This window comes from Terasakiella sp., assembly GCF_048267425.1.
Taxonomy (GTDB): domain Bacteria; phylum Pseudomonadota; class Alphaproteobacteria; order Rhodospirillales; family Terasakiellaceae; genus Terasakiella.
In genome coordinates this window covers 255,139-268,993 of record NZ_JBLWXN010000003.1, presented here as the reverse complement: position 1 = coordinate 268,993, position 13,855 = coordinate 255,139, and the positions used below count along the sequence as shown (strand labels likewise).

Annotated in this window: 14 protein-coding genes; 9 read left to right on the top strand and 5 right to left on the bottom strand. The window is 46.5% G+C overall.

The window, feature by feature from the left end; genetic code table 11:
* Positions 1 to 4 precede the first annotated feature (4 nt).
* Complete coding sequence (gene hemA, locus ACN0VA_RS07450) at positions 5 to 1,219, top strand: 5-aminolevulinate synthase (protein ID WP_417820544.1); 1,215 nt, start codon at positions 5 to 7, stop codon at positions 1,217 to 1,219.
* 64 nt (positions 1,220 to 1,283) lie between these two features.
* On the top strand, positions 1,284 to 1,952 hold the full coding sequence (locus tag ACN0VA_RS07445; RefSeq protein WP_417820543.1) for a hypothetical protein: 669 nt from the start codon (positions 1,284 to 1,286) through the stop codon (positions 1,950 to 1,952).
* 3 nt (positions 1,953 to 1,955) lie between these two features.
* Here the strand turns inward: ACN0VA_RS07445 and ACN0VA_RS07440 are convergent, their stop codons facing one another.
* Positions 1,956 to 2,747, bottom strand: coding sequence for a transporter substrate-binding domain-containing protein (locus ACN0VA_RS07440; protein ID WP_417820542.1), 792 nt, complete (start codon positions 2,745 to 2,747; stop codon positions 1,956 to 1,958).
* Between the two features lie 135 nt (positions 2,748 to 2,882).
* A complete protein-coding gene (locus tag ACN0VA_RS07435) occupies positions 2,883 to 3,626 on the bottom strand; it encodes an SDR family NAD(P)-dependent oxidoreductase (RefSeq protein ID WP_417820541.1) in 744 nt (247 codons plus the stop codon).
* 42 nt (positions 3,627 to 3,668) lie between these two features.
* Here ACN0VA_RS07435 and ACN0VA_RS07430 point away from each other — a divergent pair, with 42 nt between their 5' ends.
* Positions 3,669 to 5,216 carry an AAA family ATPase gene (locus ACN0VA_RS07430; RefSeq protein ID WP_417820540.1) on the top strand — a complete coding sequence of 516 codons (1,548 nt, stop codon included), beginning with the start codon at positions 3,669 to 3,671 and terminating at the stop codon, positions 5,214 to 5,216.
* Between the two features lie 38 nt (positions 5,217 to 5,254).
* Positions 5,255 to 6,121 carry a universal stress protein gene (locus ACN0VA_RS07425; RefSeq protein ID WP_417820539.1) on the top strand — a complete coding sequence of 289 codons (867 nt, stop codon included), beginning with the start codon at positions 5,255 to 5,257 and terminating at the stop codon, positions 6,119 to 6,121.
* Here the strand turns inward: ACN0VA_RS07425 and ACN0VA_RS07420 are convergent.
* Entirely contained in the window at positions 6,118 to 6,702 is a 585-nt protein-coding gene (locus ACN0VA_RS07420) for an SOS response-associated peptidase (RefSeq protein WP_417820538.1), read from the bottom strand. The two genes, ACN0VA_RS07425 and ACN0VA_RS07420, sit on opposite strands and share 4 nt — an antisense overlap.
* 99 nt (positions 6,703 to 6,801) lie before the next feature.
* Here ACN0VA_RS07420 and ACN0VA_RS07415 point away from each other — a divergent pair, with 99 nt between their 5' ends.
* A complete protein-coding gene (locus ACN0VA_RS07415) occupies positions 6,802 to 7,452 on the top strand; it encodes a D-glycero-alpha-D-manno-heptose-1,7-bisphosphate 7-phosphatase (RefSeq protein WP_417820537.1) in 651 nt (216 codons plus the stop codon).
* A gap of 150 nt (positions 7,453 to 7,602) precedes the next feature.
* On the top strand, positions 7,603 to 9,498 hold the full coding sequence (locus tag ACN0VA_RS07410) for a PAS domain-containing protein (protein ID WP_417820536.1): 1,896 nt from the start codon (positions 7,603 to 7,605) through the stop codon (positions 9,496 to 9,498).
* A gap of 37 nt (positions 9,499 to 9,535) precedes the next feature.
* Here the strand turns inward: ACN0VA_RS07410 and ACN0VA_RS07405 are convergent, their stop codons facing one another.
* Entirely contained in the window at positions 9,536 to 10,123 is a 588-nt protein-coding gene (locus ACN0VA_RS07405) for a TIGR00730 family Rossman fold protein (protein WP_417820535.1), read from the bottom strand.
* A gap of 47 nt (positions 10,124 to 10,170) precedes the next feature.
* On the opposite strand from ACN0VA_RS07405, the gene ACN0VA_RS07400 reads away from it, so the two are divergent.
* Together ACN0VA_RS07400 and ACN0VA_RS07395 are read left to right on the top strand one after the other, a co-directional pair.
* Positions 10,171 to 11,028: a hypothetical protein gene (locus ACN0VA_RS07400; protein WP_417820534.1), complete on the top strand. Its 858-nt coding sequence runs from the start codon at positions 10,171 to 10,173 to the stop codon at positions 11,026 to 11,028.
* 94 nt (positions 11,029 to 11,122) lie between these two features.
* On the top strand, positions 11,123 to 12,091 hold the full coding sequence (locus ACN0VA_RS07395) for a LysM peptidoglycan-binding domain-containing protein (RefSeq protein ID WP_417820533.1): 969 nt from the start codon (positions 11,123 to 11,125) through the stop codon (positions 12,089 to 12,091).
* Positions 12,092 to 12,349: 258 nt separating this feature from the next.
* Here ACN0VA_RS07395 and ACN0VA_RS07390 read toward each other — a convergent pair whose 3' ends face one another.
* Entirely contained in the window at positions 12,350 to 13,003 is a 654-nt protein-coding gene (locus ACN0VA_RS07390; protein WP_417820532.1) for a hypothetical protein, read from the bottom strand.
* A gap of 138 nt (positions 13,004 to 13,141) precedes the next feature.
* Here ACN0VA_RS07390 and ACN0VA_RS07385 point away from each other — a divergent pair, with 138 nt between their 5' ends.
* Positions 13,142 to 13,855 carry a phosphatidylserine decarboxylase gene (locus tag ACN0VA_RS07385; RefSeq protein ID WP_188662831.1) on the top strand — a complete coding sequence of 238 codons (714 nt, stop codon included), beginning with the start codon at positions 13,142 to 13,144 and terminating at the stop codon, positions 13,853 to 13,855.

Genomic DNA, 13,855 nt, shown 5'->3' with positions numbered 1-13,855 from the left:
AAAAATGAATTACGAAAACTTTTTTGCTGAACGTATTGCCGACCTGCAAAACGAAGGCAACTATCGCGTCTTTGCCGATCTGGAACGCAAAGCAGGCGATTTTCCGCATGCAAAGAATTACCGCGCAGATAAAGTTGCGGATGTCACAGTCTGGTGTTCCAACGATTATCTCTGTATGGGGCAAAATGCGGAAGTTTTGGCTGCCATGCATGAAGCGTTGGACAAATGCGGTGCGGGCGCGGGTGGAACGCGCAATATTTCCGGGACCAACCATTATCACGTTTTATTAGAAGAAGAACTGGCGAACCTGCATAAAACAGAAGCCGCGCTGGTCTTTACCTCTGGCTATGTCGCCAATTTTACGACCTTGTCGACATTGGGGTCAAAAATGCCGGGAATGTTGATTATTTCCGACGAATTAAACCACAATTCCATGATTGAAGGCATTCGTCTGGGCCGCAGTGAAAAAACTGTTTTCAAACATAATGACTTGGAAGATCTGGAACGTATTCTAAAAGAACAGCCCCATGATCGTCCTAAAATGATCGCTTTTGAATCTGTTTATTCGATGGATGGGGATATTGCCCCGATCAAGGAAATTTGTGATCTGGCAGATAAATATAATGCCATGACCTATATCGACGAAGTTCACGCCGTTGGCCTTTATGGTGAGCATGGTGCCGGTGTTGCCGAGCGTGAAGGCCTGATGGATCGTTTGACGATTATTCAGGGCACAATGGCAAAAGGTTTTGGTGTTGTCGGGGGCTATATCGCAGGGTCCAAGGCCATGTGTGATTTCGTGCGTTCCTTCGGCCAAGGCTTCATTTTCTCGACCTCTTTACCGCCGGCAGTGGCGGCGGGCTGTTGTGCCTCCATTCGTTATGTGTCCCAGCATAACGAAGTGCGTATCAAACATCAGGCCAATGCCCGTATGTTGCGTGACAAACTGGATGCTGCAGGTATCCCGCATATTGAAAACCCCAGCCATATTGTACCGGTTATGGTGGGCGATCCCGTTTTATGTAAACGCGCCAGCGATATGCTGATGGAAAAATTCAATCATTATGTCCAGCCGATCAACTTCCCGACAGTTCCAAAGGGAACGGAACGTTTGCGCTTTACGCCGTCACCGTTCCATACGGAAGAAATGATGGATGATCTGGTCTCCTGTTTGGTGGAAGTCTGGCAATCACTTTCCTTGAAAAAGGCTGCGGCTTAAACATTGACATAAACGTTTAACCTGCAAACTTAAAGGGCGGTATCTGAGGGGGTATCGTCCTTTTTTGTTTCTTGCAAATCGTTCGCAAATCAGGCATATCTCAACTGCATTGCCACTTGTTTTGTGGTATGGTTTTGATCGGGAAGAACAGGATCGCGAAATTATGTATGCTGATAACACATTAACGCCAAAAGAAGCCGTGCGGCTTTGCGCTTTGGGGACATTGGCCCTAAGCAATGAGGCGATGCGTTATAGTGTACTTGCCCATGCCGCGCGTCATTTTATGAGCCGTGTGACCGGTCCATCATTGGAATTGATGGGAACGTCACTTGAATTGCTGAAATTTGAAGGCTTAATCGCGCCCAGTGATGGTCAAGGCATGGAAGATGATGCCGCGATGGACCTGACCGAAAAAGGCCGGACGGAGTTGCGAAAACTGCTGACTGCGCGTGTGCGTGCAGAAAGTAACGATCTGAATAAACTGATTATTACGCTTAAATTCCGTTTTCTGCATCTTTTGCCGTTGGAAGAACAATGTAATCAGGTTGACAGTTTGTGTGATGCAGCGCAGGCCGAGTTATCGCGCCTGGGGGATTTGCGCGACAATCATTGCACGGAAACTGGACATCTCACGGCTTGGCTGGATCACGATCTGGATTTGGTCGAAAAACGTCTGGAGTGGTTGGAAAGCTTGCGCAATGACCTATATGAAAAGGCCTTTCCAAAAGATTAGACGTTAATTTTTAGCGACGGACACACCGTAGTCGATATTTAATTTTCGAAGCAGGTGGTGATAACTGCCATCATGTCGCATACGTTCAACAATCAGATCAAATTCTGCCAGAAGGTCGCGGTTGTGTTTGGATTGCTTTGATAACAATAGATAAAATTTTGGACTTTCTGCCATCACTTGTGGATGGGGTTTAATCTGGTCTTGCCAGCCGTTATTTTTGATGATGTCAGATAAAATATGGTCTGAATGAATAACGATATCCATGCGCCCGACGGTCAGTAAACGCAAGCAAGCTTCAAATGAACGTGTCACATGAAATTTGATATTATGCTTTTCGTAAAACCGTTTGCCCCATTGATTGCCGTGAACGTCGCAAAATCTAAATTGCGAGAGTGTTGAAATATCAAGAGTGGTCTGCAAGGCCTTGGATGCAGGTGAATTAACTTTGGTAAAGGGGCGGAAACTGAGTGTGAAAACAGGTTGTCTTGACTGATAGCTATATTGCGCACGTTCAGGGGTGGCTGATGTGATAAGCAAGTCTGCACGTCCATTCCAGACTTCTTCCTGTGCCCGTTTCCAGGCTTTACCATTATTAACAACTGCATAGCCCATTTTTTGGACGAGGATGGCATCCATCAATTCAGGAAGAACGCCTTTCACACTGTCGTGTTGACCATAAGAAAGTGGTGGATAGGAATCTGCGTAGTTGATATGAAGAAGATCGCCTTCGGCTCGCGCTGTTAAGGCGGAGCCAAGTGATATACATAAAGCTAGCATGCATATCATGTTGCGCATTTCTATCTCTCTCCAAAGTTTAATCTAGGGGGTAGCGAATGCAAAATTATATGCCGATTACCAGAAGCGCACAATTCAGGAATATACCTAATCCGAATGTATTACCTTTTGAAGTTTGTTCTTTTAAGTGGTGAATTAAAAGAGATGCTGACCGCCTGTAAGCCACATTTCTGTGCCGGTAACATAAGAAGAATCTTCAGAACATAGATAGTAAATTGAGGCGGCGACCTCGCTGGTGGACCCCATGCGGTTTAAAGGAATACGGGGAATAAGGGTTTCATATTCTGGCTGGATCATATCGGTCTGAATTTCACCGGGGGCAACGGCATTGACGCGCACACCAATTGTCGCAAATTCGTTTGCCATTTCGCGGGTCAGTGCGGATAAGGCCGCCTTGGAAATAGAATAGGCAGAACCGGCAAACGGGTGAATATAATGACCGGCGATTGAGGTAACATTGACAATGGCCCCGCCGCCACGATGCAATGCCGGGGCAAAGCCGCGCGAAAGTTTAAGGGGCGCATAGAAGTTAAGGTCAAACACCTTTTGCCACGCGTCCAAATCCCCGTTCAGACAACCCAGTCTTTCTTTATAAGGTGTTTTTGGCGACATTCCGGCATTATTGACAAGCGCATGTAGCGGATCGTCGCCGAGGAGTTTATTGGCTTCTTTGACAAAGTCGGCGAGACTGGCATCGTCTCCTAGATCGGTGGGATAATGAAAGACATAATTGGGGTCGCTCATACATTCCGGCGGCATTTCCGTTCGGGCACAGGTAATCACCCGCCACCCTTTGTTTAGAAAATATTTCGCGGTGGCATGGCCAATTCCTTGGCTTGCCCCTGTAATCACGGCTGTTTTTTGTACGCTATTTGTCATAGGATGGAGATTACCCGCACTTTTCAGTCAGGACAATCAGAAATGCAACAGCGTGATGTCATTGATTTTCTTTCCCGACCCGAGAGTTATGGATTGGCAGCGGGTGAAAAGGTGCAGCGTCTTGATACACATATTTCCATTGTGTTTTTGGCGGGGGACTATGCTTATAAACTAAAGCGGGCCATCCAGTTGCCTTTTGTTGATTTTCGTACGATTGAAAGCCGACAACATTTTTGTGAACTGGAATTGGAGATCAACCGCACTTTTTCCCCAAATCTTTATATTGAGACGCTTGCGGTCGGCGTTGAGGATGGTTTTGCCTTAGGTGGCAACGGCGAGGTCGTTGATTGGTTGGTCAAAATGCATCGTTTTGATCAATCCAATCTGTTTGACAGGTTGTGCGAAGAAAATAAGCTTGAAGAAGATGCGTTGCTTCGCTTGGTCGACCGTGTGTTTGAATGTTACGAGCACGCAAAACGAGACTCTTCGTTTGGAGGGCTGGGAGGTATGCAACGTGCGTTTGAGGGACATTACCTTGCCCTTGATGCCTGCCCCGCCCATGTGTTTGAACAGGGCCAGATAAGTGATCTGAAACAGCGCGTTTCTGAGACTCTCGGTATGTGTGGCGAGTTATTGGAGGGGCGCAGGTACAATGGGTTTGTGCGTCATTGTCATGGTGATTTGCATCTGCGCAATATCTGTTTTTTTAATAATGCGGTCACCCTATTTGACGCCATTGAATTTGAACCAGATTATGCCGTTATTGATATTTTGTATGATCTATCCTTTTTATTGATGGATTTGATACATCGCGGGCGTTCTGACTTTGCCAATCTGGTGCTGAATAGATATTTGGCGCTGAGTGGTGATATTTCAGGTTTAAAAGTTTTGGGGGTGTTTTTATCGTCACGGGCCACGATCCGCGCTCATGTCAGTGCGGTTGCTTCAAAAAATCAAAAGACGAAAAGAGAGACAGAATTTTTAGAAAAAGAAGCCCGTTGTTATTTGCAAGAAGCGCGACAATTTTTGAAAAAACAGTCTCCCACCTTGATTGCCATTGGCGGGTTGTCAGGGTGCGGGAAATCTGTTCTTGCAAAAGGGTTGGCCCCCCACATCGGGCATGCCCCCGGTGCGTTTGTTGCGCGCACAGATATGATCCGCAAGCGTGTGCTGGGTGTAAAACCGTGGGAAAAATTATCACAAGATGGCTATAGCCGTGCGGCGACACAACGGACCTACAAGCAGCTTTATCAGGAAATTGAAGACGCCTTGCAATCTGGAAATAGCGTGATTGTGGATGGTGTTTTTGCCAAGCCGGGAGAACGCAATAAACTGGAAAAGCTTGCGGCAAAGTTGGGTGTTTCTTTTTTGGGCTTTTGGCTTTCAGCGCCATTGGATGTTTTGGAACAAAGGGTCACGCATCGTCGAAATGATGTATCGGATGCAGATGTGTCTGTGGTACGTATGCAGGCGGGTTATGATATTGGCAAGATGGATTGGGTAAAGCTGGACGCAAGCCAAGATATTGAAAGCGTTTTAGAAAAATCCTTATCGATACTTGATGCAGGTCTGGAAAGTTGTAAAAATTAAGCGTATCCTTATGTAAGTTTTAAAGACAGGAGGTTGTCATGAGCATGAAGTCCATCTTAGCCCCCATTGACGGGACGGCCACATCGAACGGTGTGCTACAGGCGGCCTTTGTTTTAGCGGGCGCATTTAAGGCCCATGTCAATGCATTGCATGTCCGACCGGACCCAAAAGCAGCTGTGCCACTGCTGGGCGAAGGGATGTCAGGCGCCATGATCGAAGATATGATTTCGATGGCGGAAAAAGAAGGCAATGAACAACGCCAAAAAGCACGTACCCTTTATCTGGATATGCTGGCAAAGCATGACGTGAGTGAAAGTGATATGCCGCTTGCGGGTGTCGATATGAGCGCCAGTTGGGTTGACGATCAAGGCCGCGAAGACGAAGTCATCGCCCATCATGGTCGTCTTGCCGACCTGATTCTCGTTTCCAAACCGCAACAGGATAATGAAGTTTATACGACACTGGCCCTGAATGCAGCGTTGTTCGAAACCGGGCGCCCGATGTTGTTGCTTCCGCCGTCCTCTATGACGGCTTTCCCGCAAGTTGTGACGATTTGTTGGAACGGGTCTATGGAGGGTGCGCGTGCGGTTGCGGCTGCCTTGCCCTTTATTAAAATGGCAAAAACCGTCCATATCATTACGGCAGATACATCTTCTACGGATGGTCCTGTTGGTGAAAATTTGGCTAAATACCTACGCTGGCATGGTGTGGAAACGGAGTCTGTCTTTTTCTCTCCGGCCGGTAAAACTGTTGGTTTGGCCTTGTTGTCTGAAAGCAAAAAACTGGGTGCGGAACTGATGGTTATGGGTGGATACACCCACAGCCGTATGCGTGAATTGATCTTGGGCGGGGCGACTCGTGATGTGATTGAAAATGCGGATATCCCGGTTGTTATGGGCCATTAAAACAGGGGAAGTTGACCCGTTTCGGGTTTGATTTCCAATCTGGTAAAAGCAATATTGCGCGGCGTTTGCAAAAGGCCGCGCAATTCTTGTGTTGGAATGGAACTGTCCAGCCAATCGCGGTAGTGCGCAGGCGCAATCAGGATAGGCATGCGATTATGGATATCCGCGATTTGTGAATGGGGCGGACAGGTTAAGACGCAAAAACGATCCTCTTGCCTTATAGCGCCTAGGGCAAAGCACTCAATGCCTTCAATGGAAATCCGGGTTTTATGTTTTACAACGCCGTCTTTTCGCCATTCTGTCCAGGCCTGAACCGGGATTAAACATCTGTTATTGCAGGCTTTTGCAAATGTTTCTTTTTCCAATACGGTTTCGGATCGGGCATTGATAAGCAGTTGGGTGGACCAGTCAGCTTTAAACCCCCAACGTAAAAGGCAAGCCTGTTCAGGTGCGTCTATGATCAAGGCACTGTCGTTGGGACGTGTTTCTTGATTTTTGCGTTGTTCTTCCGGGATGACATTCAGGTGGAAATGTTTTTTAAGAAGAAAATGATCATAAAGATTGTCAAAATTGGAACACATAAAAATTACCTGAGCTCTTGGTGTAAGTGCAATTGGCGTAGTATAAAAGGCATGCGTTGATTTTTCCAATATTGCTATTTTCTCTAGGTTCTGTTCCCCATGTCTTTAACACTTCCGTCAAATGTGACAATTGATGCCCAGCATATATGGTGTCAGCTTTTCGACAGTGCAAAACGGTTTGAAACGGCGCGCCCCGCCCTGTTTCTGGATCGTGACGGTGTTATTGTGGAAGAAGTTCACTATTTACATAAAGTTGATGATGTCGCGCTCATTGATGGGGCGGCTGCGGTGATTGCACAGGCAAACGCAGACAACAGGCCTGTGATTATCGTTACCAATCAGGCAGGTATTGCCCGCGATATGTTTGGATGGGAAGAATTCAATGCCGTGCAGGAACGTATGCTTGACCTGCTGGCACAAGAAGGGGCCTTTGTGGATGCGGTTTACGCTTGTCCACATCACAAGGTGGGGAAAGCACCGTACAATCATCCCGACCATGAGGCGCGCAAGCCTAATCCGGGTATGTTAACGCGTGCAATGCAGGTTATTGATGTTATATGCGAACAGTCGTGGATTGTCGGTGACAAAGCCGGTGATTTGCAGGCCGGACGTGCTGCCGGTCTATGTGGCGGGGTCCATGTTCTGACAGGGCATGGCGGGGATGACGGCGAAGCTGAGCGGGCAAAAGAAATCGCTACCAAAGATTTTTATATCAAGTCAGTAAAATCAATTAAGGATTTATTTGGTTAATATTTCAACTGTTTGATGTACACTTATTATCAATACGTTATGGGGTGGTGAATTATATGGTGTGTACGTAAATAACCGTAGAAAAAATATAACTAATGTGTATAATTGGTTCATTGTCCGTTTCTGGTGGGGGAATAACGGATCTTTCAAATGGCACATTTAGATCGATATAAACTTTTCTTCGAAGCATCAACAGATGCAATGCTGACTATTCAAGATGACTGCTTTGTTGATTGTAACAATGCAGCACTGGAGATGCTTGGATTAAGCGATAAGCAATCTTTAAAAAACCTGCATCCGGGTGATATTTCACCGCCACGACAGCCTGATGGTCGCCTCTCTTTTGAAAAAGCGGGGGAAATGATCAATAAGGCGTTTGACAATGGAACACACCGTTTTGAATGGGTGCATTGTCGGGGAAACGGGGATGAGTTTGCGGTTGAGGTTGTGCTTATTTCTGAAAAATCATCGCAAGGAAATTTCCTTCATGTTGTCTGGCATGACCTGTCTGCACGTCACGCGTTAGAAGCGGCCCTGTGGGAAGCCAAGCTGTTGGGTGAAGCGGTCAATCAATCGGGCGCCAGCACCCTGATTACGGATGTGGAGGGACGCATTGAATATGCCAATGCTGCTTTTTGCGAAATTAATGGATATCAGCTGGATGAAGTGATCGGGCAGACGCCGGGACTTTTAAATTCCGGCCAGCAAGATCCTGCGTTTTATGAAGATATGTGGCAAGTCATTAAGGCGGGAGAAACGTGGAGCGGTACTCTGCGCAATGTGCGTAAAAACGGTGAGCCTTACTGGGCCAGGTTGAAAATTTCGCCCGTCAAAGATGAAACAGGCAAAGTCATTAAGTTTGTCGGTATTGAAACTGATATCTCTGATTTTATCGAAGCAAAAGAAAAAGCGGAACAGGCCAGTCGGGCGAAATCGGATTTTCTGTCATCCGTCAGCCATGAATTGCGCACACCGCTTAATTCTATTCTTGGGTTTTCCCAATTGATCGCCTTGAATAAAACGCATCCCGTATCGGAGCGACAACGCACACAACTGGACCATATTCATAATGCGGGAACTCATCTCCTTCATTTGATTGATGAAGTTCTCGATTTGGCAAAAATTGAAGCCGGGAAAATGGCTTATCGGATCGAGAAGATTGAGATCAACGATATTTTGAATGATTGCCTGACTTATATTGATACAGCGCATAAAGAGATGAACGTGTCGCTGCATGATGAAACATTCAAACCGTTGCCCTGTATTAAGGCCGACGGTATGCGCGTGCGTCAGGTTTTGTTAAATCTGTTGTCGAATGCCAAGAAATATAACCGCAAGGGCGGAATGATCCGGGTCAGAAGTGAACAGCTGGACAATGGTTATTTGCGCATTGTGGTTGAAGATACCGGATATGGAATCCCTTATGAATTACAAGATCAGATATTTCAACCTTTCAACCGTTTAGGGGCTGAACGGTTGGATGTGGAAGGGGCTGGTATCGGTCTGGTTCTGACCAAGAAAATGATTGAAGAAATGTCGGGACATATAGGATTCTCCAGTGTGGAGGGGGAAGGGTCTTCTTTTTGGCTGGATTTTATCATAGCTGAGGAGATCAAACCTGTTTTTGACCCTATTCATATTGAACGCAGTGACTATATGCTCAGCTGTTGTGCAGCTAAGCACACGATCCTGTATATTGAGGACAATCCCTTGAATAGAGAATTGATGGATGGGTTTGTCTCTGAAATCCCAAATCTGGATATGGTTATGGCGACGACGGCTGAGCAGGGGATTGAAATGGCCAAGGTCCGTAAACCCCATTTAATCTTGATGGACATTAATTTACCGGGAATGGATGGTTTTCAAGCTTTCCAGAAGCTTCGGGAAATGGAAGAAACCATGAAAATCCCTGTGGTGGCCCTCAGTGCGAACGCTATGCCTGATGCTATTGAAAAAGCGGGTCAAATCGGTTTTCAAGACTATATCACCAAGCCATTCATGTTGGATGATGTGATGAAGGTTTTGGATAAACATATCGAAAACTAGGCGTAACGTCTGAGATTACGCCTAGTTTTCTTGTTTCTTATAAATGACTGGTGAAGACTTTTTCATCCACTTGAGGAATATCTTTCAGACAATCGAAGACCGCATTGGCGTCTTTGGCAACACTGAATAGATTGCGTGCACTGTTATGGGCAAAACCTGATGAAATTGTTGCCTCGACCAAGTCTTGAAAAGGTTTCCAGTAGTCTTTCGTATCCAGAATAACAATCGGCTTATCATGCAAGCGAAGTTGTTTCCATGTCATAATTTCAAAGGTTTCATCCAATGTGCCTAATCCACCGGGCAGAACGATAAAACCGTCAGATCGTTCAAACATGGTGCGTTTGCGGTTATGCATGCTGTCTGTGATGATCAGTTCGCTCAGGTTGGAATGACCGACTTCGTGTTTTTGCAGGAATTCCGGGATCACGCCTGTGACTCGACCGCCATGATCCAAAACTTCCTGCGCGATAACTCCCATAATTCCGATAGATCCGCCACCATAGACAAGTTCAATGCCTTTTTCAGCCATTGCACGGGCCAGTTTTTTTGCTTCTTCAACAAATGCGGGATCGTTTCCGTTGCGTGAACCACAGAAAATACATAAGGATTTAGGTGTGAAACTCATTTTGGCCTCTTTGCGATTTGGTAATGATTTAACGCTATGTTTACACCATGCTTAATTCAATAAATAGCTCCTTGTTGTTTAGTTTTTTCTTTCCTGCCTTCACTCTGTTGGGGGGCGTGCCGCTATTGCGATGGGCAACGACGGGGGAAAACAAAGATATTGTGGGATCCTTCGCCGTTGGCCTTGCCTGCTGGATCGGCGTGATTTGTGCTTTTGGGCAAGTGGGGGAACCTTTTCAGTTCGGCATGAATGCTCTTGCCTATGGGGTGGGGATAATCACGTTGGGTGGTTTGTTTGCCGCATTGTTCCTAAGGCATCCGGTGTTGCGTATGTGTGCGGGAGTGTTGCTTTGTTTCGTCTGGGTTTGGGTGATAACCGGCATGACGACACAGATGGATATGTTTATTAAGGCCTTGCTGGCTGGATCTGTCTTGTTGGTGTTATCGCTTATTTTCACATTCAAGATGCGTGCGGAATTTGGAAACCCCGAAACACCCCTTTCGTGGTTGATTACACCGTTGGTTTTAAATTGCACTCTAGCGGGCTTTGCTTTTTATCTGGGCGACCAAATGGCAGGTCATTTTGCAATAAGTTTGGTCGTTGTTGTCGTTGGGACCATTATTTGGGGGCATGAACGTACACCGGGTGCGTTAAGTGAAAATGCCGTGTTTCCTATAAGCTTGTGTACGGCAACTCTGGTTTGGGACATGTGGTTGCAGGGGCATTTGCCATTACTTTCCATTTTCTGTTTTGTTCTGGTTTTATTTAGCCATTATGGCGCGGAACAGGTCCTTAATCGTGCGCCGGCATGGCTACAAAAATCAGAACCACTGATTAGAGTCGTTGTATCGTTGCTGCCCATAGGGTTAAGTGTTGTGTTTTTTGATATTTTGCGCTCTTTATAAGACTTCTTGAATTGCGCAAATGATGTTTTAAGGATACCCTGTCAGCTTAATTCAAGGTTTAGGGCATATCCTTTTTAAAGGCGGAGAGAGTACGTTGCGTTCAATCGTTTTAATCGGCTTGGGGCTTGCAGTTGTTGCATTGGCGATCTTTTTAACCTTGTTTAATGACGAGGAACCGATAGCTCCCCAACCTCAGGCAGAAAGGCAACAAAGTCAGCAATCTGCAAATACTCCCTCTAAACCGGCGATGCAGCCGCAAAAGACCGAGAATACGGCACCGAGTTTTGATGTTGTGCGCATAAATCCCGATGGGGATGTTGTCATGGCAGGGCGCTCTACACCCAAGGCGGAAGTCACCGTTCTTGATGGTGAGAATGAATTGGGAATGGCCAAATCTGATGACCGTGGGGAATGGGTTTATCTGCCGACCAATCCGCTGGAAACAGGGGAACGCCAACTGAGCCTGAGTGCATTGAATCCGGACGGTACAATCCAAAAATCCGAGGATGTTGTGGTCCTTGTTGTACCAGAACGCAAAGGGGATCAGACCTTGGCCGTGTCTATGTCAAAAGATGGCAGCGGTCCGGTTACCGCCTTGCAGGTGCCCGGGGCGGAAAGTTTAACGCTTTCTATTGATGCAGTGAACTATGACGATAAGGGGGAATTGTCTATTTCCGGTACAGCACCGGAAGGGGGCGCGGTTTTCCTTTATCTGGATAACGAGTTTTTAGGCAACACGGCGGCCGATGATAAAGGGCATTGGGTTGTCGCACCGTCACGGGTTGTCGAACCGGGTGTATATCAATTACGTGCCGATCATGTGGATGAAAATCGAAAAGTTTTAAACCGGGTGACTATTCCGTTCTCTCGCGCGCCAAACATGAGCAATGTCCCACAAGATCGCCAAATCGTCGTTCAGCCGGGCAACAGCTTGTGGCGTATTGCGCGTCGCATTTACGGGACAGGATTTGATTATGCGGTTATCTATCGCGCCAATAAAGAACATATCAGTGACCCGAACCTGATTTATCCGGGGCAGGTTTTTGAAATTCCGGCGCAGTAAAGCAAATTGAGCTCAATAAAAAAAATCCCCATCTTGTGCGGGGATTCTGCTTATTGACAAAGCCACTAAACTGTCATCCCCGACCCTGATCGGGGATCCATTTTTGCTCAATGAGTAATATATAGTCCATTGATTTTAAATGGATCCCGCATCAAGCGCGGGACGACGGATTTTGGTCAATTATTTACTAAAAACACTTTGTCAGCAGTCTGAAACCCCGTCTTGTGCGGGGATTTTTTTATGTTTTGAAATGCCTGTTTAGTTTGGCTTCAGCTTAATGACGGGTTTTACCTTGAGCTTCACACTATTGGTTTTCAATTTTAGCGTGACTTTTTCTTCCTCCATCCGCTCCTGTGGCTCATCGGTGAGCGAGGGGGCCGGAACGGTTTGTGGCGGAAGTTGCTCGATATAATTCTTGGGCGCGTGAAAGGCCAAATCTTTTGGCGGCTGAAGGGTATGAACCAGTTGCAGGTAGGGTTTAACGCGTAACAAAACTTTGGTGGTTTCTGCCAATAAGATTTTGGGGGATATATTTCCCTCGAACGTCAGTTTGTCAATCAGGATAATGTTTTGATTATCATCGATCTTAACACTGCCGCCTAACGCTTTTCCCGCCGCTTTGACAACGGCCAGAACGTTGGCACGTGCAAAAGTACTTTCATACGAATAAGGCAGTTTTCCAATGATGCCATGAATATGCAGAAAAGATTTTGTTCCTTCCGGTTTGACATGGACGGCGAACCAATATCCTTGATACTGGACCATAAAATCGATTTGAGAGAGTTTGTTGTCCTGAATGATTTTACCATCTTTGGCGTGCAAATTATCCGTTACGGACAATTCCCTTGTTGTTGAATTCGAAAATTCAACCAGACTTCTCGCTTTGGAAGGGAATGTGTTTGGATTGCTCACTGCTATCAGCCCGTAAAATCAAGATTTTTATCAATTTAACATGCATCTTTGTTGCAAACAAAAAGAAAAGTCGTCTTTACGCATCCGGCGTATCCTGTTACGAAAGGCAATTGGATTTGGATAACATGGACGAAGAACGTGCTTAAAGTAATTTTGGTGCCGATCAACCGCGAAGGTTGGCCGTTTATCGCAATTTTTGCCATCTTGACAGTGGCCCTTATGGTTGGGGCATATGCCTTGGGATGGTTGGGTGCAGTTCAGCCGATTGGTTGGGTCGGTTTGATCCTGACAGTATGGTGTATTTGCTTTTTCCGTGACCCGCATCGTGTCACCCCGACTCGTGATGGATTGGTGATCTGTCCGGCCGATGGTGTTGTACAACTGATTGACCGCGCCGCACCGCCTGCGGAATTAGGCATGGGCGATCAGGAACGCACACGCGTCTGTGTTTTTATGAATGTGTTTAACGTTCACGTAAACCGCTCTCCTTTAAGCGGGACGGTTAAGAAAGTGGCTTACCGCCCGGGGAAATTCCTCAATGCCTCTTTGGATAAGGCCAGCGTGGATAATGAACGCATGAGCGTGGCGCTTGAAACCGAAAATGGAACGCAAATTGCTTTTGTTCAAATTGCGGGACTGGTTGCACGCCGTATCATTTGCTGGACAAAAGAAGGTGATCAATTGAAAGCCGGGGAACGGTTCGGCATGATCCGTTTTGGCAGCCGTGTCGATGTTTATCTACCCGAAGGGGTGGAACCTATGGTAGCCTTGGGGCAAACGACCAAAGCTGCTGAGACTGTTTTGGCTGATTTAAATAGCACCGAAGCCGCCCGCCAAGGCGAAGTGAGATAA